Below are 23,932 nucleotides of genomic sequence, written 5' to 3'. Positions count from 1 at the left end.
GGATCAGAGCAGCGTCCGGTCGAGCCGGATGATCCGGCACGGATCGCCGATTTTCGCCGCCGGGGCGCCCGGCGCCCTGACGAGCAAGGCTTCGGAATGGCCGAGCACCGAGAGCATCGAGGAATCCTGGCGCGTCTCCGCGAAGACCAGAGGCGGACCATCCGACGCGACCTCGACGCGGGCGCGCATGTAATCCTGGCGCACGTCGTTGGCCGGCATGTCCGCACCGAGGATCGCGGGCTCGCTGCGATCGGCCCCGGCCTTGGGATCGCCGAGTAGGGCGCGGATCGCCGGCACGACGAAAAGCAGGCCGCAGACCACGGCGGAGACCGGATTGCCGGGCAATCCGATCACCATCATCGGCCCGAGCCGCCCGTGCATCAGCGGTTTGCCCGGCCGCAGGGCGACGCGCCAGAACCCGAGTTCCAGCCCCTCGCGGTGCAGGGCCGCCTGGACGAGGTCGTGGTCGCCGACGGAGGCGCCGCCAAGGGTGACGAGGAGGTCCGCCTTCGCGTCCCGCGCCCGGCCAAGCGCCGCTTCGAGGGAGGCGAGGCTGTCGCCAGCGATCCCGAGATCGATCGGTTCGGCGCCGGCCTCGCGGGCGAGGCTCGCCACCGCCAGCCCGTTCGAGGCGACGATCTGGTCCCAGCGCGCCGGGCCGCCCGGCGCCACCAGTTCATCACCAGTGGCGAGGATGGCGACACGCGGCTTGCGTCGCACCGACAGCGTGGCATGGCCACCCGCCGCCGCGAGGGCTAGGCGGCGCGCGTCGAGGCTCTCGCCCGCGCGCAGGAGCGGATCGCCGGACCGGAAATCGAGGCCGGGAACACGGATATGGCGACCGGCGGCCACCGGCTCGATCGCGGTGACGACCGTATCCGCGACGTCCGCGTTCTCCTGGATCAGGATCGTGTCGGCGCCCTGAGGAACCGGGGCGCCCGTGAGGATCCGCACCGTTTCGCCGGGACCGATGGTGCCGGAAAAGCCATGGCCGGCCGCGCTCATGCCGATGAGCGTCAGCCGCGCCGGCACGGTCGCTACATCCTCGGCCCGCACCGCATAGCCGTCCATGGCCGAGGCGGGGAAGGGCGGCTGCGTGCGCAGGGCGGCCACGTCCTCGGCCAGCGTCCGGCCATAGGCCTGCGCCACCGCGACGGTCTCGGCCTCCACGGGCTCGGCGGCGCTTTTCAGGATGCGGGCGAGGGCCTCGGCGACCGGGATCAGCTTGCTCACGAACCGTCCCCGGCGCGGTAGGAACCCGAGCGGCCGCCATCCTTGGCGAGCAGGTGGATCCCCTCGATCCGCATGCCGCGGTCGGCCGCCTTCACCATGTCGTAGATCGTCAGGCAGGCGACGGAGACGGCGGTGAGCGCCTCCATCTCGACACCCGTCGGACCGATCACCTTCACTTCGGCGGTGACGCGCAGGCCCGGCAGGGAATCGTCCGGCTCGCATTCCACCCGGACCTTGGAGATCAACAACGGGTGGCAGAGCGGAATCAGTTCGTGCGTGCGCTTCGAGGCCATGATGCCGGCGAGCCGCGCCGTGCCGATCACGTCGCCCTTCTTGGCATCGCCCTCGCGGATCAGGCGCAGTGTCTCGGGCAGCATCACCACGACGCCCTCGGCGCGGGCGGTGCGGGTGGTGGCGGCCTTGTCGGAGACATCGACCATGTTGGCGGCACCCGCCGCGTCGAGATGGGTGAGCGCGCTCATTTGCCGACCTTGCCGAACAGCAGGCGCTTCGTCGCCTTGGTCACGTCGGCCTCGCGCATCAGGCTCTCGCCGACGAGAATGGTGCGCAGGCCGCCGTTCTCCAGGCGCAGGACGTCGTCATGGCCGGTGATGCCGCTCTCGGCGACCGCGATACGGTCCGCCGGCACGCCCCTGGCGACGCGGATCGCCGTGTCGAACGAGACTTCGAACGTCTTCAGGTCGCGGTTGTTGATGCCCAGAAGCCGGGTGCCGAGCGGAATGGCGCGGGCGAGTTCCTCCTCGTCATGGACCTCCACCAGCACGTCCATGCCGAGATCGTGCGCGGTCTCGACGATGGCCAGGGCCTCGTCGTCGTCGAGGCAGGCCATGATCGCGAGGACGCAATCGGCGCCCCAGGCCCGCGCCTCGAACACCTGGTAGGGCTCGAACAGGAAGTCCTTGCGCAGCACGGGCAAGGAACAGGCGTCGCGCGCCTCGGTCAGGTATTCCGGCTTGCCCTGGAAGGACGGCGTGTCGGTGAGCACGGAGAGGCAGGTGGCGCCCCCCGCCTCGTAGGCGGCGGCGAGCACGGCCGGGTCGAAATCCTCGCGGATCAGGCCCTTCGACGGCGAGGCCTTCTTCACCTCGGCGATGAGGGCCGGCCGGCCCTCCCCGATATGGGCGGCGATGGCATCGGCGAAGGGCCGCACCGGGGCGGCCTTCTCGATGCGCTTCTCGAGCTTGGTCTGCGGGACGCGCAGCTTGGCTTCGGCGATCTCGCGGCGCTTGTACGCCTCGATCCGCGCGAGCACGTCGCGGCGGTCGGTCGTTGCCGGTGCGGCGTCCGCCATCGGTTTAGCCTCGCTCATCGGGGCCTCTTTCATGTGTTCGAGACCGCGACGAGGCGCGCGAGCGTCGCGCTCGCCGCGCCGTCGTCGATGGCGGATGCGGCACGCGCCACGCCTTCCGCCAGCGTCTGGGCAGCTCCGGCGACGACGAGGCCGGCTCCCGCATTGAGAACGGCGATGTCGCGGTAGGCGTTGCGTTCGCCCGCGAGGACCGCGTTCAGCGCGTGTGCGTTGTGATCGGGATCGCCGCCGCGAAGATCCTCGAGGGTCCAGAGCGGCAGGCCGACCTCGCGCGGGTCGATGGTGAAACGGTCGATTCGCCCGTTCTCCAGCGCCACCACCGGCGTCGGTCCGGTGACGGTGATCTCGTCGAGCCCGTCCGACCCGTGCACGGTCCAGACCCTTTTGCTGCCGAGTTCGCCGAGAACCCGTGTCAGCGGCTCGGCCCAGGCGGCGGTGGAGACGCCGAGCAGCTGGCGCTCGACGCCGGCCGGGTTCGAGAGCGGTCCGAGCAGGTTGAAGATCGTGCGAGTGGGCAGTTCGGAGCGCACCGGCGCCACGTGGCGCATGGCGCCGTGATGGGTCTGGGCGAACATGAAGCACAGGCCCGCCTCGGCCAGGCAGCGCGCCAGCCCGTCCGGGTCCTGGCCGATCCTGACGCCGAGGGAGACCAGCACGTCGGCCGCGCCCGAGCGGGATGTGGCGGCGCGATTGCCGTGCTTGGCGACGGGCACGCCGCAGGCGGCGGCGAGGATCGCGGCCAGGGTCGAGACGTTGTAGCTGCCGGAATGGTCGCCGCCCGTGCCGACGATGTCGATGGCGCCCGGCACCGGGGCGACCCGCACCATCCGCGCGCGCATGGCCTCGACCGCGCCGACGATCTCGTCCTCGGCCTCGCCGCGCACCTTCAGGGCGATGAGGAAGGCGCTGGCCTGAACCGGCGTCACCTCGCCGGAGAGCAGATGGTCGAACGCCGCGCGCGCCTCCACCCGGTCGAGACTCGACCCGGCCGCGACTTTGGCGAGGAGCGGCTTGAAGATGTCCATGGATTAGAACGCGTCGGTCACCCTTGATCGCTGCGTCAATGCACGCCGGGCTCGTGCTTGTCACGCGCCGCGTTCCAGGCCGCCGCGATGTCGAGGAAGTTGCGGAGGATCTGCGATCCGTGGTGGGAGAGGATGCTCTCCGGGTGGAACTGCACGCCGTGGACCGGGAGCGTCGCGTGTTCCAGCGCCATGATCAGGCCGTCCGCTTCGGCGGTGACGATCAGATCCTGCGGGCAGCCGCCGCGCTCCACCACGAGGGAATGGTAGCGCGTGGCATCGAACGGGCCGTTCAGCCCCCGGAAGACGCCGGTCGCCCGGTGGCTGATGCTGGAGACCTTGCCGTGCATCGGTTTTGGCGCGCGCACCACGTCGCCGCCGAAGGCCTGCCCGATCGCCTGCAGGCCGAGGCAGACCCCGAAGATCGGCACCGCGCCGGAGAGATCGCGCACCACGTCGAGGCAGATGCCGGCCTCGTTGGGCGTACACGGGCCCGGCGACAGTACGACGGCGTCGGGCGCGCGCTCGCGGATCTCGTCGATGGTGATCCGGTCGTTGCGCACCACGTCGATCGATCCGCAGAGCGGCCCGATGAGATGGACGAGATTCCAGGTGAAGGAATCGTAATTGTCGATGACGAGGACGTTGGACATGATCGCGCTTCTCTTGTCCTCCTCGTGTGACGACGTGAGGGAAGGGGGTCAAGCGTCCTCGCGTTGCGGCCTATCGCTGCGCGGCGTCCGGCGGCATGGCCCGGCACAGGACGAAACCCACGGCCCCGGCCGTCGCGATCACCGCCATGACCGCGTCGAGGCCGCCGGACTCGAAGGCGAGCGCGGCGAGGGTGACGCCGAGGCTGCCCCCCAGGAACGTCCCGGCATTGACGAGGCCGGAGCTCAGGCCCGCGCCCTCGGGTGGCAGTGCCGCCAGAGCGAGGCGCGGCGCCGTGGCATAGGGCAGCGCGAGGCCCGCTCCGATCAGCAGCAGGCCGAGCCCGAGGTAGACGAGCGTCCGGTCCCCGGCGCCCAGCGCGATGACGGGGCTCGCCCCGACGATCGCCAGCATCGCCGCCATCATCGACCGGCGCGTGCCGAGGCGGCGCACCAGAACCGGTGCTGAAAGGGAGATGCCGAGCAATCCGGCGCTCATCGGCAGGGTGGCGAGGCCGGCCTCCACGGCCGTGAGCGCGAGGCCGTCCGCTCCCTGAAGATCGAGGTTCAGGAACATCAGCAGCGGCAGGATGCAGAACATGGCGACCGCACCGGTCGCGGTCGCCCTCAGGAAGGCCGGATGCGCGAGGGTATCGAGGTCGACGAAGGGGTCGGTCGCCCTCCGCTCGACCCTGACGAACAGGAAGAGGGACATTGTCGCGACGGCGAACGGGACGAGGACGCGCAGGGGGGCTTCGAGCATCGTCCGCAGGCCCTGCAGCGTGACGATGGCGGCGACCATCAGGAATGCCAGCAGGACGAAGCCGGCGACGTCGAGCCGGGGCGGGGAGCCGGTGCGCTCCGGCGCAAGGAGGGGTGACGACAGACCGACACCGATCGCGGAGGCGAGCATCACCGCGCCGTTGACCCAGAAGATGTCACGCCAGCCGAAGAAATGGGTGAGGGCGCCGCCGATGAGCGGGCCGAGGCTGAAGCCGAGCATCAGGAACCCGGCCCAGGCGCCGATCGCCGCCGCGCGCCCGTTCGGCGGTACTGCCCGGCCCACCAGGGTCAGCGTGCCGGGAACGGCGAAGGCCGCGGCCAGACCCTGCAACGCCCGGCCGACGAGCACCCAGGGCGCGGAACCGGCGAGCGCGATGACGACGGAGGCGAGGGTGAAGAGGACGAGGCCGATCAGGGCGATTCGCCCCGCGCCGGCCCGGTCCGCCATCTTGCCGCCGAGGATGATGAAGGCCGCCGAGGCGAGGAGATAGGCGTTCACCACCCATTCCACCTCGATCCCGCCGAGGGCGAGGTCTTCGCGCATGGTCGGCAACGCGGCCATGATCGCGGTGCCGTTCGCGCCGAGGCACAGCATGCCGAGGCAGGACGCGGCGACGACGATGCGGCCTCCGGCGGCCTCTTTCACCGATCAGCTCGCCAGCCGGGCGCGCATGAAGCCACCTGCGCTCGCCAGCGACCGGCGCCCCTCCGAGAGCTGCCGGTAGAACAGGTGCCAGGCATGGATCATGTGCGGCCACACCTCGAGCGTCACCGCGACATCGGCAGAGGACGCTACGCCGGCCAACCGAAGGGCGTCGTCGAGTAGGGTCTCGGCCGTGCCGACCTGGATCAGCATCGGCGGCAGGCTGCGAAGATCGGCGTGGAGCGGAGAGATCAGCGGCGTGGCCGCATCGCTCTCGGCACGATAGGCTGTCGCGAGTTCCGTCAGGTACTCTCGGTTGATCAGGGGATCGACCGCCGCCTTGGTGTCCATGCTGGCGCCGGCCATCGCCAGATCGACCCAGGGGGAACTCAGCCAGAGACAGCCCGGGAGCGGCAGGCCCGCGTCACGCAGGGAGATCGCCGTCGCCACGGCCAGCCCGCCTCCGGCGCTCTCGCCGGACAGGGCGATCCCGTCCGGACCGATCCCCGAATCGAGCAGGAAGCGGTATGCCGCAAGGGCGTCGTCGAGGGCTGCGGGAAACGGGTGCTCGGGCGCGAGACGATAGGCGAGGGCGAGGGTCCGCGCTCCGGCCGCGCGGCCCGCTTCGGCCACCATGTGGCGATGGCTCGCGAGCGAGCCGGAGACGTAGCCGCCGCCATGCAGGAACAGGAGAACGCGGGCGGGATCGGCCGAGGGCGTCGTCGTCCATTCCGCCGCCACGCCGCCGGCATCGACCGGCACGACCGCGACATCCTCCGCCACGGGATAGCGTGCCCCGAACCCATCGAGACGCTCGCGGCGCTGCGCCAGATCGGTCGAACGCGGGCTCGCGGCGAGCAGAGCCCGAACGGCATCGATCTCGCTCCTCGCCATCCTGTCGCCTCCGCAGCCGTGACGACGATCTCGCACGCGACGGCGCATGTCGATGAAAGCTGGGCCGGCCCCGACGATGTACAACCGATTCGATGGCGGCCCGCAACTCATGCAGAAGTCCCGGCTGGATCGGGCGCTCCAAAAGCCCTAGCGCTTTCGGTCTGACGACGCGTCGATCCAGAGCTTCATCGAATGAGAGCCTTCCTCAAAAGGCGCCGAGCGTGGGCGACGGTGATCTTCGTCTTGGCCGCTTGGCTTGTGGGGTTCCGACTTTGGTCGGATGAGGTGACGGAATCTCCGCTGGATCGACCGATCTCGCTCTCTCCCGCCGGCCGCGTGGATCAGGATATTCGTGTGAGATTGGACGGGCCTCACGAACTGAGACTCGAATTCTCGATCGCCACGCGCCCTCGGCAACAGGCGATGACGCTCATCGGCAAATACTCGCCTCTTGGAGAGGACGGGCGCCGTCAGCGACCATCGGGAACCAGTGTCCCGCTACGATGGTCGCTCACCGATCCATCCGGACGAACCGTGGCCTCGGGCGATGGGGATACCTACGGACGCGATGGCCATGCGACGACGCAGGTCTGGCGGGTGATCTCCCGGCCGATCGTCGTCACTCCCGGACCCTATCGTCTTGAGGCCTCCATCTTGCGCGATGTGCCTGAACTCGACGGCATTACGGCGCGGCTTCAATTCGCGCTGCCGGGTGGCAAACGATCCTACGGCTGGCGGAGCGATCTCCTGTTCTGGGGCGGCCTCGCCAATCTATATCTGATCGGCCCCTTCACACTCCTTCTGGCCCTCATCCTCATGGGGCTGGAAGTTCGCTACTGGCTCGCGTCCCGCCGAACCTGACGCCGGGCTGATGTCGGCCTATTGCCCCCGCCGTGCCCGGCTCGCGAATATCACGGCATCCTCGGCTGCGCGGAACAGGGCCTTGGCCTTGTTCACGCATTCCTGCTGCTCCGAAGCCGGATCGGAATCGTAGACGATGCCGGCGCCGGCCTGAACGTGCATCCGGCCGTCCTTGACGATGGCCGTGCGCAACACGATGCAGGTGTCCATCTCTCCGCGCGCGCCGAAATAGCCGATGCAGCCGCCATAGGGGCCGCGCTTCTCGCGCTCCAATTCGTCGATGATCTCCATCGCCCGGACCTTGGGCGCACCCGAGACGGTGCCGGCCGGAAATCCGGCCGAGAGGGCACCGAGCGGGTCGTGGCGCGGGTCGAGATCGCCTTCGACGTTCGAGACGATGTGCATGACGTGGCTATAATATTCGAGGAAGAACGACCCCGTCACCGTCACGCTGCCGATGCGCGAGACCCGGCCGACATCGTTGCGGCCGAGATCGAGCAGCATCAGGTGCTCGGAGCGCTCCTTCGGGTCGGCCAGAAGCTCGTCGGCGAGGGCCTTGTCCTCGGCCGGAGTGGCGCCGCGCGGCCGTGTACCGGCGATGGGACGGATCGTGACGCGACCGTCCCGCACTCGCACCAGGATCTCGGGCGACGAGCACACGACCTGGAAGTCCTCGAAATCGAGGTAGCACAGGAACGGCGCCGGGTTGGTCCGCCGCAGGGAGCGATAGAGGGCGAAGGCCGGCAGCGTGAAGGGCGCCTCGAAACGCTGCGACAGTACGACCTGAAACACGTCGCCGGCGACGATGTACTCCTTCGCCCGCGCGACCATGGCCAGATAGGTCTCGGGCGTCGTGTTCGAGACCGGTTCCGGATGAGCGATGGAGCGGGGGTCGATCCGCGACTCGACCGGTAGCGGCCCTTCGAGAATCTCGGCGACCCGATGCAGGCGGGTGAGCGCGCCCTCATAGGCCGAGCGGGCGGAGATGCCGGCGCTGGGCCGCACCGGACCGACCACGGTGATGAGGTCGCGCACGGAATCGAAGACGACCATGATGCGCGGCCGGATGAGGATCGCGTCGGGGACGCCGAGCGGGTCCGGGTTCGGCTCGCCGAGCTGCTCCATGGCCCGAACCATGTCGTAGCCGAGATAGCCGAACAGCCCGGCCGCCATGGGCGGAAGCTCGGCGCCGTCATGGCCACCGATGGCGCTCTCGGCGATCAGCAACCGCAGGCTCTCCAGCGGCGCCGCATCCTCCGAGACAAAAGCCGACAGGTCGCTGCCCCGCGCGATTTCCGGCCGCCCGTCGCGGCAGCGCCAGGCGAGATCGGGATCGAGCCCGATCATCGAGTAGCGGCCGCGCACGACACCGCCCTCGACGGATTCGAGGAGGAAGGCCGGCCCGGCATGGACCGCGCGCAGCTTCAGGAAGGCCGCGACCGGAGTTTCCAGATCGGCCACCAGTGTCAGGTTGAGGAGGGTCGGCCGCCCAGCCTCGTAGGCCTCCGCGAAAGCGGCGTAATCCGGCTCCTGAAACATCGGTTGTTCAGTACTCGCCGCCGACCGCGCGCCGGAATGCCGTCTGGTTGACGGTGATCCCCACGGTCTTCTGAACGTCGGCGATGTATTCGCCGAGGATGTCGTCGATGATCGTCGCCTGGAAGCGCTTGGAGATCGCCTCATCGGAGGGGCTGCCGGGCACGAAGGCCGGCATGGTCGCCGCGGTGACCTTGGCGACGACGCGCGACTCGCCGGATTCGACGGAGGCCGCCTTATCGACGAGCGTCGAGAAGATGCGGTTGACCACATCCGCCGACAGGCCGTCCTTGGCCTGATTGCGGGCGATATCCGTGGAGGTCTGGACCTGCACGCCGACATCCGCCGCCAGGGTGTCGAGGGACTCGCCCTTGTCGAGCCGCTCGGTCAGGCTGCGCGCCTTCTCCGTCAGGCGCTTGGCGACTTCGGCGGCCCGCCATTGCGCGCCGGCCTGATCGCGCACCTTATCCAGGGGCTTGTCGTGGGCATGGTCGATGCCGGTGACGTCGACCCAGACATAGCCGCCGGATTTCAGACGCAGCGCCTCGGTATCGCTTCCGATCTCGGAGCGGAACACGATCGGCAGCGTCGTATCGCGGTCGGGAAGACCCTCGACCGGCTTGCCCGACGGATCGAGACCCTGGGCGCTCACAGCCGGCAAGGTGACGAGGGTGAGCCCACGCTCCTTGGCGATGTCGGCCAGCGGCTTGCTGTTGGCGCGCTCGTCCTCGATCGCGTCGTGGTCCTTCTCCACGGTCGTCTTGGCGCGCTCGAGGGCGATGGTCTTGCGGATCTCGGGTGCCACGTCGGCGAGGGGCTTCCTGGTCTCGGGCTCGATGGCGGTGACGCGAAGGAGCACCGTGCCGAAGCGGCCCTTGACCGGGGCGCTGACGGTGTTCTGGGCCAGTGCGAACGCAGCATCGGCCACGGCCGTGTCGAACAACTCGGCCTTGGTCAGGTTGCCCAGCGACAGTTCCTTGGCATCGACGCCGCGCGCCACGGCCACCGCCTCGAACGGCTTCTCGCCGGATTCGATCTCCTTGCGGGCCGTCTCGGCGGACGCCTCGTCGGGGAACACGATCTGCTGGATCGTCCGCCGCTCCGGCGTTCCGTACTGAGCCTTGCCGAGGTCGTAGCGCTTCTGCACGTCCTCCTCGGTCACCGCATCGGGCTTGGTCATCGCCTGCGGATCGAGGGCGAGGAGGGTCACGGCGCGGTAATCGGGCGCGCGGAAGGCGCTCTTGTTCTCGTCGTAATACGCCTTGACCTCGTCCTCCGTCGGCGCGGGAACGTCACCCGCCACCGAGGGAGGAAGCATGATGAAGGACGCGGACCGGCGCTCGGTGGTGTAGCGGTGCACGGCCTCGCGCAGGGCGGCCGGGACGTGGACGTCGGCGGCGACGGCCTCCGCGATCTGGAGGCGACCGGCGGCGGCGCGCTGGTCGCGCACGAACATCGCCTCGTTGATGCCCGCGCGCTGCAACGTCTGGAAGAACAGGTTCTGATCGAAGGAGCCGTTGGCGCCCTTGAAGGTCGGCTCTTCCTGAATCGCGCGCAGCACTGCCGAATCGGGGATCACGAGGCCGAAATCCTTGGCCTGCTGATCGAGGGAGGCCTCGCTGATGAGCTGCGAGAGAACCTGCCGGTCGAGTCCGAGGCCCCGTGCCTGATCGGGCGTCAGGCTGCGCTGCAGCTGCGTTTGATAGCGCTGCAACTGCAGTTGATAGGCCGACCGCACCGCTTCCGAGGTGATCTGCGTCTTGCCCACCGTGGCGACCGTCGTGGCGGAGCTCGAGCGGAAGAAATCTTCCACGCCGAAGATCGCGACGCCCGCGATGAGGAAGGTGAAGACCACCGTGAGGATGATCTTGCCGAGCCAATGCTGGCTCGCACTACGCATGTTCTGCAGCATCGGAAGGTTCGAAAATCCGTCGTGATGGCCTGCCGGGGCAGGGCTCCAAGCCGCCCGCGATAGACTATCCGCACGCGCCAGCAAAGGCCGGTCGAATCCGCGAGGCCATGTTTGCGCCGGCAAGTCGGCTCTGTTACGGCCCCGCTCACGATCCGGTGATGCCGGACCACCACCATGTGATGACGAGGGATACGCATGTCGAAGTCGGGACGGCGGCCGCTGATCGCCGGCAACTGGAAGATGAACGGCCTGCGCAGCTCCGTGCCGGTGGTCGAAGCCATCCGTGACGGGCTGTCCCCCGATCTCTCCTCCCGGATCGACGTCCTGATCTGCCCGCCCTCGACGCTGATCTCGTCCTGCGTGGCGGCCGTCTACGGGTCGGCCGTGTCGATCGGCGGCCAGAACCTCCATGCCAAGGCCAGCGGCGCCTTCACCGGCAGCATCTCCGCCGAAATGCTGGCCGATCTCGGCGCCAGCTACGTCATCGTCGGACATTCCGAACGGCGCGCCTATCACCACGAGACCGATGACGGCGTGCACGCCAAGGCGCTCGGCGCCCGCCGCGCGGGTCTCTGCGGCATCATCTGCGTCGGCGAGACGCAGGAAGAGCGCGAGGAGGGCCGCGCCCTCGACATCGTCCGCGCCCAGCTCGCCATCGGTGTCCCGAAAGGCGCCAAAGCGACCGACACTGTCATCGCCTACGAGCCGGTCTGGGCGATCGGCACCGGCTTGACCCCGACCCCATCCGACATCGCCGAGGTCCATGCCTCCTTGCGCGAGATGCTCGGCCAGCTCATCGGCGCGGAAGCGCAGAAGGTCCGCATCCTCTATGGCGGCTCGGTGAAGCCCGGCAACGCCCGCGAATTGATGGCGGTCGAGAATGTCGACGGCGCATTGGTGGGTGGCGCGAGCCTCGTCGCCGCCGATTTCCTGGGGATCGCGTCGGCCTACGCCTGATACGATCACCGCGAATACCCCCTGCAGGATTTGGCGCGAGACACCATCTCGTGTAGGAGCCTGCGCTTTGCGGACGTTCCTCGGCGGACCTCGTCGGCCGCCGGCGCGCGGCCCCCGTGGTTCTCGGACCAGGAACATCGGACTGAATCGACATGAATGCCGTCCTGATCTCCATTCACCTCATCGTCGTTCTCGCCCTCATCGCCGTGGTTCTGCTGCAGCGTTCGGAAGGTGGACTCGGGCTCGGCGGTGGCAGCAGTGGCGGCGGCGTTGCGGGCTTCATGACCGGACGCGGACAGGCCAATGCCCTGACGCGGGCGACGGCCATCCTGGCCGCCCTGTTCTTCACCACCAGCATGACGCTCGCCGTGATCTCGCATCGGAGCGCCGCTCCGAAATCGATCCTCGACGGCGCCGCGACGACGCAGCCGGTGGCCCCCAACGGCAACCTGCTCGAGACCCTGCGTCCGGGCCAAGGCGCGAACCAGGGCACGACCCAGCCCGCGCCCGCGCAGCCGGCGACCCCTGACGCGCCCCAGTCGCGCTGATCCGATCGCAAGCCGGCGGGGAATGGCGGTTCGGACGCCAGTCGCTCCGAGCCATCACCATCCCGCATTGTCCACAGCCCGCACCGATTCCGCCCTGCCGCTGCCCGCGGTGGGGTCGTTTGAAGTTTGGCGAATCACTCACCCTTGTTTATGAGCCGAAGCCCATGACGCGGTACGTATTCATCACCGGCGGCGTGGTCTCCTCGCTCGGCAAGGGTCTCGCTTCCGCCGCCCTCGCGGCCTTGCTCCAGGCGCGCGGGCATACGGTCCGCCTGCGCAAGCTCGACCCCTACCTGAACGTCGATCCGGGCACGATGAGCCCGACGCAGCACGGCGAGGTGTTCGTCACCGACGACGGCGCGGAGACCGACCTCGATCTCGGCCATTACGAGCGCTTCACCGGCCTGCCGGCGACGAAGGCCGACAACATCACCACCGGCCGGATCTATCTCGACATCATCACCAAGGAGCGGCGCGGCGATTATCTCGGTGCGACCATCCAGGTGATCCCGCACGTCACCAACGCCATCAAGGCGTTCGTGCTCGACGGCAACGAGGCGTTCGACTTCGTCCTCGTCGAGATCGGCGGCACGGTGGGCGATATCGAGGGCCTGCCGTTCTTCGAGGCGATCCGCCAGCTCGGCCAGGAATTGCCGCGCGGCACCACCGCTTTCGTGCACCTGACGCTGCTGCCCTACATTCCCTCGGCCGGCGAGTTGAAGACCAAGCCGACGCAGCATTCCGTCAAGGAATTGCGCTCCATCGGCATCCAGCCCGACATCCTGCTATGCCGCTGCGACCGCCCGATCCCGGTGGAGGAGCGGCGCAAGCTCGGCCTGTTCTGCAACGTGCGCGAGACCGCCGTGATCGAGGCCCGCGACGTCGCCTCGATCTACGATGTACCGCTGTCCTACCGCGAGGCCGGCCTCGACCGTGAGGTACTGGCGCATTTTGGGATCGAGCCGAAGGGCGAGCCCGATCTGCTGCGCTGGACGACCATCTCGGAGCGCGTGCGCAACCCCGAAGGCGAGGTCTCCATCGCCATCGTCGGCAAGTATACCGGCCTGAAGGACGCCTATAAGTCCCTGTCAGAGGCGCTCACCCATGGCGGCATCGCCAACCGGGTGAAGGTGAATCTCGAATGGATCGAGTCGGAGGTCTTCGAGCGCGAGGACCCGGCGCCGTTCCTTGAGGGGATCAACGGCATCCTCGTGCCCGGCGGCTTCGGCCAGCGCGGGGCTGAGGGTAAGATCCGCGCCGCCCGCTATGCCCGCGAACGCAAGATCCCGTATTTCGGCATCTGCTTCGGCATGCAGATGGCGGTGATCGAGGCGGCCCGCTCGCTGGCCGGCGTCGAGGATGCGAATTCCACCGAGTTCGGCGATACCGAGGAGCCGGTGGTCGGCCTGCTCACCGAATGGCTGAAGGGCAACGAACTCGAGCGCCGCGCCGCCGAGGGCAATCTCGGCGGGACCATGCGGCTCGGCGCCTACAAGGCGACGCTGGGCGCGGACACCAAGATCGCCGAGATCTACGGCAACACCGAGATCTCCGAGCGCCACCGCCATCGCTACGAGGTCAACATGGCCTATCGCGAGCGGCTGGAGGCGAAGGGCCTGCGATTCTCGGGTCTCTCGCCCGACGGCCTGCTCCCCGAGACGGTGGAACATGCCGGCCATCCCTGGTTCATCGGCGTGCAGTTCCATCCGGAGCTGAAGTCGCGGCCCTTCGAGCCGCATCCGCTGTTCAAGAGCTTCATCTCGGCGGCGATCGTGCAAAGCCGGTTGGTCTGAGGGGAAGACGGGCAGAATGGTCTCGATTTCGGGTCTGCCCGCCTTCCTCGCCTACGTCGCGGCAGCGTTCGGCCTCGTCGCGATCTATCTCGCGGTCTACCTGTCGGCGACGTCGCATCGCGAGATCGCCCTGATCCGCGCGAACAACGCCGCCGCCGCGATTGCCCTCGGCGGAAGCCTCATCGGCTACACGCTGCCGCTTTCGGTCGCGATCTACAACGCGCAGTCGATCCTGGATTGCATCATCTGGGGGCTCGTCGCGCTCATCGTCCAGATCCTGGTCTATTTCGTCGTGCGGCTGATCCTGCCGGACCTGTCGCGGCGCATCGAGGCCGGTGAGATCGCGGCCTCCATCCTGCTCGCCGCCGCGTCCCTGGCCGGCGGCATCGTGGACGCGGCCTCGATGACCTATTGAGCCGGCGCTGCGCAATTTTGCGGATCGACGGTTTTCAACCGTCAAGCTCGTTCCTACATCTTCTGAGATGCGGCATCGTGCCGTGAGGGAGAGGGTCGTCGTGAGACGATCCCGATCAGGATGCCATCCGAGGCCGAGACGTCGACACCCGTGAAACAGCCGCGCAGGATGCGCTCGCAGACGGTCACCCTCGTCATGCTCGCCGGCGCCGGAGCCGCCGCCATCGGGCTCGGTCATCTCGATCCGTCGCAGAACGAGGAAGACGTCCTCGTCTACGCGAATCCGGACGCCTGCATCGCCGGACGCATCCGGTCGGTAGCGGATTGCCGGAGCGAGTATCTCACCGCCGGCGGCGCCTATCCCGAATCCGCACCGCGCTACGCCACGTTGCTCGATTGCGAGGCGCATCACGGCGCCCGGCATTGTCTGTTCGGTGAAAGCGTCGCCGCGAGCGCGACCGGCAAGTTCGTGCCGATGATGGCGGGATACGTGATCGGTCGCAGGAGGAGCCAGGAGCTCGAACCGCAGCCGGTCTACGATCACGCCCCACAGGAGCGGACTGCCAGCGGCACCGGCGCCGGCGCGAGCGGCGGAGGCTACTGCACCGGATGGGGCGGCCGTATCGTCACCTCGTCGGCCGGTACGTCATCGAGCGCCCGCGTGGCCTCGTCGGCGGTGCGCAAGGTCGCCTTCGGCGGCTTCGGCAGCACCGGTCGTTCGTTCTCGTCGCATGGCGGGTCGGGCCACGGGAGCGGCGGCTGATGCGGCGCATCGCGGTTCGGGAACGGCCGGACTGGCGGGACATCGCCCGCCGGAACGGCTTCACCTTCCACACGATCGATGGCGCGCCGTACTGGTCGGAGAGCCACGCCTACGCCTTCTCCCTCGCCGAGATCGAGCGCGATCTCGAGGAGCCGAGCGCGGAGATCCATGCCCTCTGCCTTGCCTTCGTCGCCGACGCGGTCGAGGACGAACGCATCCTCTCCTCGCTCGATATTCCCGAGCGGGCCTGGGACGCCATCCGCACCAGCTGGAAGCGGGGGGACCCGTCCCTCTACGGCCGCATCGACTTCTCCTATGGCGGCGAAAGTGCCGGCCCGGCGAAGCTCCTCGAATACAATGCCGATACGCCGACGGCGCTTTACGAGACCGGCGTCTTTCAATGGCTCTGGCTGGAAGAGGGGCTTCGATCCGGTTCGCTGCCTGAGGGTGCCGATCAGTTCAACTCCGTCCACACGAAGCTGGTCGACCGCTTTCGCGCCTTGCGCGGCGACGGCACGCTGGCCTTCACCGCCTATGCCGATGCGCCCGAGGATCGCGGCACGGTGGCCTATCTGGAGGATTGCGCGCGCCAGGCCGGGCTCGCTACGCGGTTCCTCGACATCTCGGATATCGGACGGGACGAGGAGGGTCGCTTCGTCGATCGCGTCGGTGCGCCGATCTTGAGGCTGTTCAAGCTCTACCCCTGGGAATGGGCCTTCGCCGATGCCTTCGGAGGGAGGCTCGACCGGACCACGACGCGTTTCCTCGAACCGCCCTGGAAGGCCGTCCTGTCGAACAAGGGGATGTTGGCCCATCTCCATGCCCGCGAGCCCGGACACCCGAATCTGCTGCAGGCCTATTTCGAGGACGATCCTCGAAAGGCCTCGCTGGGGACGTCCTTCGTGAAGAAGCCGCTGGTTTCGCGAGAAGGCGCGAACATCCTCGTCCTGCGCGACGGAGCCGTCCTGGCACAGGAATACGGCCCCTATAGCGGCGGGCGCCATGTGCGTCAGGCCCTGGCCGAGCTGCCCGATTTCGATGGCCGGCGCCCCGTCATCGGTTCATGGATCGTGGGCGATGAGCCGGCGGGGCTCTGCATCCGCGAGGGGGCGAGCCCGATCACCGGCAATGCCGCCCTGTTCGTCCCGCATTTCATCGCGCCCGACTGAGAGCGGCAACCCGTCGCTTTCAAAACCGCGGCATTGGCCTATCCTGCGCGGCGTGACCGAGATCCTGTTCTATCATCTCCAGCAGCAGCCCCTCGAGAAGGTCCTGCCGAACCTCGTCGAGCGTTCTCTGGAGCGCCAATGGCGCGCGGCGATCCAGGCGTCGGGCGAAGAGCGGCTGCAAGCGCTCGACGACCATCTCTGGACCTATAGCGACGACAGCTTCCTGCCTCACGGTACCGACCGGGATCCGCAGGCGGCGAGCCAGCCCGTCGTTCTGACGCTGCAGGATACCAATCCTAACGCCGCCGCCATCCGGTTTCTCGTGGACGGTGCGCCGCTTCCGACCGATGCCTCCGCGTACCAGCGCATCTGCATCCTGTTCGACGGCAACGACCAGGATGCGCTTCTCGGCGCGCGCGCGCAGTGGAAGCAGGCGAAGGAGGCCGGCCATACCATCGCCTACTGGCAGCAGGATGAATCCGGGCGCTGGCAGAAGAAGGCGTGACCGGGATCGCGGTCCACCCCATCAGCGCAAAGGGAGATGCATGATCCGAGGTTCGACACTCTCAGACCCGATCCGGCGCGATGGGACCGTTCGATCGGGCTCGATCTCCGCGAACCATCGGAGCAAGCCGAGAGCAATCGGCAAGCGGCTCGTTCTCGAGCGAATCTTGCTCGCTCTGTCCGCTCTCCTGCTCGTCACCGCCCAACCGGCGATCGCGCAGGCGCCGCATGGCGCCGACAAGCCACCTGAGCGGCGCGCCGCCGAGCAACGAGGACCGGAGGGGCGCAAGCTTCCTCCCGACGTCACCACCGAGCACAGCGTCACCCTGCCGGGCGGGCGGATTCTGCGCTTCACCGCCACCGCCGGCAGCCTGCCCCTGGTGGACGAGGGCGGCAAGCTCCAGGCCGAGATCGCCTTCATCGCCTATCGCCTCGCCGACCGGAGCGAGACGGAGCGGCCGGTCACCTTCGCGGTCAATGGCGGTCCCGGAGCCGCCTCGGCCTATCTCAACATCGGCGCGATCGGCCCCTGGCGCCTGCCCCTCGGCGGAACCAGCATCAGCCCCTCGACCTCCGTGAGCCTGATCCCGAACGACGGCACCTGGCTCGATTTCACCGATCTCGTCTTCCTCGATCCCGTGGGCACCGGATACAGCCGCTCGGCCGATGGCGATGCCAAGCGCTACTGGAACGTCGATGCGGACGCGTCGGTCCTGGCCTCGGCCATCGCCCGCTGGCTCCGCACCAACGACCGGATCGCGGCGCCGAAATTCTATGTCGGCGAAAGCTATGGCGGCTTCCGCGGGCCTCTCATCGCGGCCAAGCTGCAGGAGGAGATCGGCATCGGCCTGTCGGGCATGGTCCTGCTGTCGCCGGTGCTCGATTTCGCTTGGCTGCAATCGCCCCGGACGACCCCGTGGGGACACGTGACGAAACTGCCGTCCTTCGCCGCCGCCGCCATCGAGCGGGCGGGCGGCACGCCGAGCAGGGCGGCATTGGCTGAGACGGAGGCCTACGCCACCGGCGAGTACCTGGCCGATCTCCTGAAGGGACCGGCCGATCGGGCCGCCATCGCGCGCCTCGGCGACAGGGTCGGCGCCATCACCGGCCTCGATCCCGATTTCGTCCGCCGTCAGGCCGGGCGCCTGAACGCGAGCAGTGTCCAGCGCGAGATTGGCCGGGACGAGGGCCGCGTCGCCAGCGCCTACGACACCGGCATTACCGGATGGGACCCGGACCCGGCCGCGACCTTCTCCGGCTTCGAGGACCCGCTCCTCACCGCCATGCAGGCGCCGCTGACGAGCGCCATGATCGATCTCTACGGCACGAAGCTGAACTACCGCGTGCCCGACCTGCGCTACGAACTCCTCAACGGCTCGGTCAGCCGGGGCTGGGGATGGGGCGGCGGACGAATGGCGCCGGAATCACTGGGGGCATTGCGCGGCGCCATGGCCCTCGACGGCAATCTGCGCGTCCTCGTCGCCCATGGCTTCACCGACCTCGTGACGCCGTACTTCACCTCGAAGCTCCTCATCGACCAGCTGCCGGCGCTTGGCGGCGGCAAGCGGATCGAACTCGCGGTGTATCCGGGCGGCCATATGTTCTATTCGCGTCCCGATTCCCGCGCCGCCTTCCACAAGGATGCGTCCGATCTCTACGCGGCGGCACTGAAGGCCCGGTCCAGCCCATCGAAAGACGTGAATTGACGAATCTTTCGCCTCACCCCGCGATCGCCGCTGCCAGTTTGGCGACCCTCGTTCTTCTCGGCGCCTGCACGACCAGCGAGCGCGACGCTCCGGTGTCGGTCCAGGCGAAAGTCGTCGTCGCCCCGCCTCCCTCGCCGAGCGTCACGGGGCCGGTGCTCAACCCGGATGGGACCTGCACCCAGACCGCGCCGGGCTCGGTGAGCGCGATCGAGACCGGGATCGGCGAATGCGATCTCGTCCGCCTGAAGGCCAAGCCGCCGACGGACGTCCTGGTCGGAGAGGGGCGTTCGGGCCGCGAGGTTCAGGTTCTCTACAGCGAGCCGGGGGCGAAGGAGCTGTACTTCTTCGTCAACGGCCGCCTCGACCGGATCGTGAAATCCTGAGCCGGGCGCGTCAGTAGGCCGGCACCAGCCTGTCGTCCCGCAGGGGCGCGACCATGCGGAATTGCAGGCCGTCGGCCTCGTAGGCGATGGTCACCTCGGCATTGCATTGCTGCGCGAGGACGCGCTGGAGCAGCGTCGAGCCGAAGCCGCGCCGCTCGGGCGTCTTGACGGCGGGGCCGCCGCTTTCCTTCCAGCCGAGGTCGAGCACCCGGTCGCCCTCCCGTCGATCGATGCTCCAGCACACCGTGATCCGCCCGGACGGTACCGACAACGCACCATGCTTGGCCGCATTGGTGGTCAGTTCGTGGATGGCCATGCCGGTGGGCACCGCGAGATCCGCCGCCAACTCGATCGCCGGTCCCTCGAGGGTGATCCGCTCGGCCGACGCGTCATTGTATGGGCCGAGTTCGTTCTGGAGGAGTTCGCGCAGCGGGGCGGTCTGCCAGTAATCCTCGGTGAGCAGGTTGTGCGTCTTGCCCAGCGATACGATCCTGTCCGAGAACGAGTGGTAAAACGTGTTCACGTCGTTCGACGAGCGGGCAGTCGCTCCGAGCAAGCCCTGCACGGTGGCGAGCGTGTTCTTGACGCGGTGATGCAGCTCGCGGATCAGCAGGGCTTGCCGCTCATGCGTCCGCTGGCGCTCTTCCAGATGGACCTGGACCTCGCGCTGCCGGCGGCGTGCGCGTAGGGCCGAGCGGACCGCGTTCGCCAGCACCGCCGGGTGGAACGGCCGTTCCAGCACGGTCGCATTGCCGAGGAGATCGGTCAGCCGCACGTCCGGCGGTCCACCGCGATAGCTCAGAAGCACGAAGGGAAAGTCTGACCAGGGCGGCTGTCTCTCGACCCAAAGCGCGATCTCGCTGCGGTCCCAGCGCTGCAGCGCTTCCTCCGTCACCACCGCGCAGGCGGCGCGGTCGAGATCGGCCACCAGGGCGTCGAGGGTCGGGACGATCTCGGAGGCGATGCCGACCTCGCTCAGGATCGCCATGGCCACTTTCGCGTCGCGACCCACCGGCGCGAGGATGTGAACGATCGGATCACGATGCGGCATCGGGCCCGCGCTTGTTCAAGGGCTCGCGGCCCGTCCCGGTCCGTTCGTTGAGCAGGTCGTCCCGATTGCCGTCATAGGTCGGCACTCCGGTCAGGACGCCGCGGAAATCGTGGAGCGGATCTCCCACCCGCAATCCACGCGCGTCGATCTTGAATTCGCGGATCGTGTCCTCGTGCGGTCCGGTCCGTTTCTTCAGGACGGACAGAGCGCGCCGCACGCGGCCGGCGGCCTCGAAGAAGCGCAGCACCACGACGGTGTCGCTGACGTAGGTCAGGTCGACCGGAGAATCCATGCGCCCCACCATGCCGTGCTGGGCGAGGATCAGGATCGTGACGATGCCCTGCTGGTTCAGGTAGGTCACCAGTTCGTGCATCTGCAGGACCAGATAGGGCTGGCCAGACATGGCGCTCATGTAGCCGGTGAGGCTGTCGATCACCACGAGCCGGGCACTCTCGTTCTCGACCGCATCGCGGATGCGGCCGGCGAAATCTCCGGGCGACACGTCGGCGGGATCGATCTGCTCGATCCGCAGCAGGCCCGAATCGAGGAACTCTTCGAGCGGCATCCCGACGCTGGCCGCCCGCTGCAGGAAGATGCCGCGGGTCTCGTCGAAGCTGATGACGACGCCACGCTCCCCACGCCGAAGCCCGGCGATGAGATAGCTCAAGGCGAGGGTGGATTTGCCCGCTCCCGACGGTCCGACGACGAGGCTCGTCGTCCCCCGGTCGAGCCCGCCGCCGAGGACTCGATCGAGCTCGGGCACACCGCTCTCGACCACGTCCCTCGTGAAGCTGCGATGGTGGTCGCTGGCGACGAGGCGCGGATAGGTCCTGATCCCGCCCTTCTTGATGACGAAGTCGTGGTAGCCGCCCTGATACTGCGTCCCGCGCATCTTGATGACGTGGAGGCGACGCCGCGCGGCTCCATATTCCGGCGTCACCTGCTCCAGCCGGATCACCGCGTGGCTGATCGAATGCAGGTTGAGATCGTCATCCTCGGCGCTGAGGTCGTCGAGCATCAGCACGGTGGCGTTGTTGAGGAGGAAATAGCTTTTCAGCGCGAGAACCTGGCGGCGATAGCGCAGGGAACCCTGCGACAGCAGCCGGATCTCCGACAGGCTGTCGAACACCACGCGGCTCGGCTTCACCCGCTCGATCTCGGCGAGCGCCATCCGCACGGTCTCGCCGAGTTCGAGGTCGGACGAATGCACGAGGCTCTGCTGCTGTTCCGAATCGAGGCTGAGTTCCGGTGGAACGAGCTCGTAGATATCGATCCCGTCCAGCGACCAGCCATGGCGTTCGGCGACGGACAGCAGCTCCCGCTTACTTTCGGACAGGGTGATGTAGAGGCTGCGCTCGCCCTGCGCGTGCCCGTCGAGGAGGAATTGCAGGCCGAGAGTCGTCTTGCCTCCGCCCGGTCGTCCCTCGATCAGGTGGGCGCGGTGGGCGGCGTATCCTCCCGACAGGATCTCATCGAGGCCTGGAACTCCGGTGGGGACGGGAAGGGCGTCGGAGGCAGGATCAATCGACATCATCATGTCCGATGGTACGGCATCAGGGCACCATAGGTTCCACGCATATCCGCGTCCTCAACAAATCGGCAACGTTCCGGGCGCATCCCGCTCGACGAGGCCGCGAGTGCGGACTTTGCATAAGCCGCGTCCGGCCTTATCAGACCGTGCCGCCACGATGCGACGAGGCACTCGACGCCGCCTCGCGCGCTACCAACCCACCCGACATTCCGGAGTTCGGATCCCATATGCGCGAACCGAACGCGATCGACTTCTGGCGCGGCCTCGCCCTCGTGACGATCTACGTCAATCACATCCCGGGCAACACGTTCGAGCGCTACACCTATTCGCAATACGGCATCTCGGACGCGGCCGAACTTTTCGTGTTCCTGGCCGGATGGTCGATCGGAATCGCCACACGGGGACGTGACGGCGAACCCGAACCGCGCCTCAAGAGCGTGCTGCGGCTGCTGTCGCGCACGATCGAGGTCTATCGCGCCCAGATCACCACCATGGCGATCGCGCTGGCCATGATCGCCGGGACGGCGCTGCTGCTCGACAACCCGCTCCTCCTCGAATGGCACAATGCCGGCGGCTTCTTCGCGGACCCGATCCAGACGGTGGTCGGTTTCGTCGTGCTCACCCACCAGCTCGGCTTCTTCAACATCCTGCCACTCTACGTGGTACTCCTGGGCATCGCGCCCTTCTTCGTTCTGGTCGCCCGGGTGAGCCGGCTCGCCGCGCTCGGCCTGTCCTTTTCCCTCTACGCCGCCAGCCTCGTCTTCGAATGGAATCTGCCGTCCTGGCCGGGGGAGGGGGACTGGTTCTTCGACCCGCTCTGCTGGCAGCTCCTGCTCGTGCTCGGCTTCGTCGCCCAGGATCTCAATCGCCGGTCCACCGCGCTCCGCATCTGGTCGAAGCGGCTGATGCCCCTGGGCGTCGTCATCGTCCTGCTCGGAATCGTCCTGTCCGTGTTCGAAATCCGCCCCGACCCGTTCTTGGTGCCCGATCCGCGGCTCGTCTTCTCCTTCGACAAGACCTATCTGTCGCCGGCCCGGCTGATCCACTTCATCGGGGTGCTACTGGCCTTTCAGGGCGTCTACGCGCTCATCTTCCCGCGCATTGGCGTCGTGGGCAGATATTTGACAGGACTTGGTCGTAATTCACTGGCAGTCTTCTCCATCGGCTCGCTCTTGAGCCTTGCCGCCCAACTCGTGCGGTTCTGGACGGGCGGCGGCATCCTCGTGGATGTCGGCGTCGTAGGATCGGGCTTGTTCGCTCTGGGTTTCACCGCATGGTTCGTCGAATGGCGCTCGCGCAAACCTCGACTCTCCTGATCGCACTCGGCCTGACCGCTCTCGGGACGATCGTCGGATCGTCGTCGGCCGGAGCGGAGGGAGGCGCGACCGTGATCTCTCCGCCGACCGCCGCCGCGCCCGCCCCCGGCGGCGAGGGTTCGGAAGCGGTCGACGTCAGTCTGTCTCCGGAATGCCGGGTGCCGGGCTCCAAGCTCTACACCCTGGCCCGCCTCGGCGCGGTGAAGGCGGCGCTTAAGGAGAAGCGTCCGGTCCGCGTCCTCGCCATCGGATCGTCATCGGCCGGCGCCGGAGCCTCGGCGACCTATCCGGTCAAGCTGGAGACGGCTCTGGAGCGCTCGCTCCCCAATGTCGACGTCGAGGTCGAGAGCCGAGGCTTGCAGGGCGAGATCGCGTCCGGTGCCGCCGAGCGCCTGCGCGGCATGGTGGCGGAGGTGGAGCCCGACCTCGTGGTCTGGCAGGTCGGTACCCACGACGCGCTCGCCCGCGTCGATATCGATGCCTTCGCCAGTGCCCTCGACGAGACGGTCCAGTGGATCAAGTCGCACGAGATCGACGTCGTGCTCGTCAATCCCGTCTACACGGCGTCGCTCGCCCAGGACGAGTATTACAACAGCATCGTCCGCAAGGTGCAGGAAGTGGCTCTGCGCGAAGGCGTGCCCCTGGTGCAGCGCTACGAGGCGATGCGCTACCTGTCCGGCCATAGCGACAAGGGCGAGGGGCACATGCTCGGGCGCCAGTTCCGCCTGAACGATCTCGGCCTGCGCTGCATGGCCGAACACGTGACGCGGGCGATCACCCTGTCCCTGCTCCAGCCCGATCCGACATCGACCGGCACCGCCACCGCGCCGGCCCTCATCGTCGCGCCGCCCAAGGATGCCACTGTGAAGCCGCCGTCACCGCCCCGGGGAGGCACCGTGCCGGCCCAGGACCAGCCCTGACATGCGAGGGTTC

At 68.1% G+C, this 23,932-nt stretch carries 23 protein-coding genes; 12 read left to right on the top strand and 11 right to left on the bottom strand.

Annotation, left to right across the window (positions count from 1 at the left end; all coding sequences use genetic code 11):
- Positions 1-3 precede the first annotated feature (3 nt).
- The 7 genes from glp to A3OK_RS0111840 form a co-directional block, all read right to left on the bottom strand.
- Positions 4-1,233: a gephyrin-like molybdotransferase Glp gene (gene glp / locus A3OK_RS0111870; RefSeq protein WP_019905090.1), complete on the bottom strand. Its 1,230-nt coding sequence runs from the start codon at positions 1,231-1,233 to the stop codon at positions 4-6.
- Positions 1,230-1,715: a cyclic pyranopterin monophosphate synthase MoaC gene (gene moaC / locus A3OK_RS0111865; protein ID WP_019905089.1), complete on the bottom strand. Its 486-nt coding sequence runs from the start codon at positions 1,713-1,715 to the stop codon at positions 1,230-1,232. Before moaC ends, glp begins: the two co-directional genes overlap by 4 nt.
- On the bottom strand, positions 1,712-2,563 hold the full coding sequence (trpC, locus tag A3OK_RS0111860) for an indole-3-glycerol phosphate synthase TrpC (RefSeq protein WP_051093005.1): 852 nt from the start codon (positions 2,561-2,563) through the stop codon (positions 1,712-1,714). Before trpC ends, moaC begins: the two co-directional genes overlap by 4 nt.
- Before the next feature lie 11 nt (positions 2,564-2,574).
- Positions 2,575-3,588 (bottom strand): anthranilate phosphoribosyltransferase, encoded by a 1,014-nt coding sequence (gene trpD / locus A3OK_RS0111855; protein ID WP_019905087.1) that lies wholly within the window; start codon positions 3,586-3,588, stop codon positions 2,575-2,577.
- A gap of 35 nt (positions 3,589-3,623) precedes the next feature.
- A complete protein-coding gene (locus A3OK_RS0111850; protein ID WP_019905086.1) occupies positions 3,624-4,238 on the bottom strand; it encodes an aminodeoxychorismate/anthranilate synthase component II in 615 nt (204 codons plus the stop codon).
- Positions 4,239-4,308: 70 nt separating this feature from the next.
- The gene (locus tag A3OK_RS0111845) at positions 4,309-5,664 is read right to left on the bottom strand and encodes an MFS transporter (RefSeq protein ID WP_019905085.1); all 1,356 of its coding nucleotides are present in this window, start codon (positions 5,662-5,664) and stop codon (positions 4,309-4,311) included.
- 3 nt (positions 5,665-5,667) lie between these two features.
- Positions 5,668-6,555 (bottom strand): alpha/beta hydrolase, encoded by an 888-nt coding sequence (locus A3OK_RS0111840; protein ID WP_019905084.1) that lies wholly within the window; start codon positions 6,553-6,555, stop codon positions 5,668-5,670.
- Positions 6,556-6,747: 192 nt separating this feature from the next.
- Here A3OK_RS0111840 and A3OK_RS24315 point away from each other — a divergent pair, with 192 nt between their 5' ends.
- Positions 6,748-7,416: a DUF5625 family protein gene (locus A3OK_RS24315; RefSeq protein WP_245259348.1), complete on the top strand. Its 669-nt coding sequence runs from the start codon at positions 6,748-6,750 to the stop codon at positions 7,414-7,416.
- Positions 7,417-7,434: 18 nt separating this feature from the next.
- On the opposite strand, the gene trpE is transcribed toward A3OK_RS24315, so the two are convergent.
- Together trpE and A3OK_RS0111820 are read right to left on the bottom strand one after the other, a co-directional pair.
- Positions 7,435-8,955, bottom strand: a complete 1,521-nt coding sequence (gene trpE, locus A3OK_RS0111825) for an anthranilate synthase component I (protein WP_019905081.1) — start codon at positions 8,953-8,955, stop codon at positions 7,435-7,437.
- A gap of 7 nt (positions 8,956-8,962) precedes the next feature.
- Positions 8,963-10,864: a SurA N-terminal domain-containing protein gene (locus A3OK_RS0111820; RefSeq protein WP_019905080.1), complete on the bottom strand. Its 1,902-nt coding sequence runs from the start codon at positions 10,862-10,864 to the stop codon at positions 8,963-8,965.
- Between the two features lie 195 nt (positions 10,865-11,059).
- On the opposite strand from A3OK_RS0111820, the gene tpiA reads away from it, so the two are divergent.
- The 9 genes from tpiA (at position 11,060) to A3OK_RS0111775 (ending at position 19,101) form a co-directional block, all read left to right on the top strand.
- Positions 11,060-11,821, top strand: a complete 762-nt coding sequence (tpiA, locus tag A3OK_RS0111815) for a triose-phosphate isomerase (protein WP_019905079.1) — start codon at positions 11,060-11,062, stop codon at positions 11,819-11,821.
- A gap of 152 nt (positions 11,822-11,973) precedes the next feature.
- The gene (gene secG, locus A3OK_RS0111810) at positions 11,974-12,369 is read left to right on the top strand and encodes a preprotein translocase subunit SecG (RefSeq protein ID WP_019905078.1); all 396 of its coding nucleotides are present in this window, start codon (positions 11,974-11,976) and stop codon (positions 12,367-12,369) included.
- Positions 12,370-12,533: 164 nt separating this feature from the next.
- Positions 12,534-14,162 (top strand): CTP synthase, encoded by a 1,629-nt coding sequence (locus A3OK_RS0111805; RefSeq protein WP_019905077.1) that lies wholly within the window; start codon positions 12,534-12,536, stop codon positions 14,160-14,162.
- A gap of 16 nt (positions 14,163-14,178) precedes the next feature.
- The gene (locus A3OK_RS0111800; protein WP_019905076.1) at positions 14,179-14,577 is read left to right on the top strand and encodes a DUF350 domain-containing protein; all 399 of its coding nucleotides are present in this window, start codon (positions 14,179-14,181) and stop codon (positions 14,575-14,577) included.
- 150 nt (positions 14,578-14,727) lie between these two features.
- Positions 14,728-15,339, top strand: coding sequence for a DUF1190 domain-containing protein (locus A3OK_RS0111795; protein WP_245259346.1), 612 nt, complete (start codon positions 14,728-14,730; stop codon positions 15,337-15,339).
- On the top strand, positions 15,339-16,508 hold the full coding sequence (locus tag A3OK_RS0111790; protein WP_019905073.1) for a glutathionylspermidine synthase family protein: 1,170 nt from the start codon (positions 15,339-15,341) through the stop codon (positions 16,506-16,508). Before A3OK_RS0111795 ends, A3OK_RS0111790 begins: the two co-directional genes overlap by 1 nt.
- 52 nt (positions 16,509-16,560) lie before the next feature.
- On the top strand, positions 16,561-17,013 hold the full coding sequence (locus tag A3OK_RS0111785) for a DNA polymerase III subunit chi (protein ID WP_019905072.1): 453 nt from the start codon (positions 16,561-16,563) through the stop codon (positions 17,011-17,013).
- A 211-nt stretch (positions 17,014-17,224) separates the two neighbouring features.
- Positions 17,225-18,718 carry a peptidase S10 gene (locus A3OK_RS0111780; protein ID WP_245259428.1) on the top strand — a complete coding sequence of 498 codons (1,494 nt, stop codon included), beginning with the start codon at positions 17,225-17,227 and terminating at the stop codon, positions 18,716-18,718.
- A gap of 38 nt (positions 18,719-18,756) precedes the next feature.
- Positions 18,757-19,101, top strand: coding sequence for a hypothetical protein (locus A3OK_RS0111775; protein WP_245259345.1), 345 nt, complete (start codon positions 18,757-18,759; stop codon positions 19,099-19,101).
- A 10-nt stretch (positions 19,102-19,111) separates the two neighbouring features.
- On the opposite strand, the gene A3OK_RS0111770 is transcribed toward A3OK_RS0111775, so the two are convergent.
- The gene (locus A3OK_RS0111770; protein WP_019905069.1) at positions 19,112-20,152 is read right to left on the bottom strand and encodes a sensor histidine kinase; all 1,041 of its coding nucleotides are present in this window, start codon (positions 20,150-20,152) and stop codon (positions 19,112-19,114) included.
- Positions 20,139-21,683, bottom strand: coding sequence for an ATPase domain-containing protein (locus A3OK_RS0111765; protein WP_051093004.1), 1,545 nt, complete (start codon positions 21,681-21,683; stop codon positions 20,139-20,141). The genes A3OK_RS0111770 and A3OK_RS0111765 overlap by 14 nt, the downstream gene beginning before the upstream one ends.
- Positions 21,684-21,910: 227 nt before the next feature.
- Between A3OK_RS0111765 and A3OK_RS0111760 the strand changes: the two genes are divergently transcribed.
- Positions 21,911-22,999, top strand: a complete 1,089-nt coding sequence (locus A3OK_RS0111760) for an OpgC domain-containing protein (protein ID WP_019905067.1) — start codon at positions 21,911-21,913, stop codon at positions 22,997-22,999.
- Complete coding sequence (locus A3OK_RS0111755; RefSeq protein ID WP_019905066.1) at positions 22,969-23,919, top strand: GDSL-type esterase/lipase family protein; 951 nt, start codon at positions 22,969-22,971, stop codon at positions 23,917-23,919. The genes A3OK_RS0111760 and A3OK_RS0111755 overlap by 31 nt, the downstream gene beginning before the upstream one ends.
- Positions 23,920-23,932: the final 13 nt, after the last annotated feature.

The sequence above is a fragment of the Methylobacterium sp. 77 genome (assembly GCF_000372825.1).
Lineage (GTDB): Bacteria > Pseudomonadota > Alphaproteobacteria > Rhizobiales > Beijerinckiaceae > Methylobacterium.
This window is presented reverse-complemented; position numbering and strand designations above follow the sequence as displayed.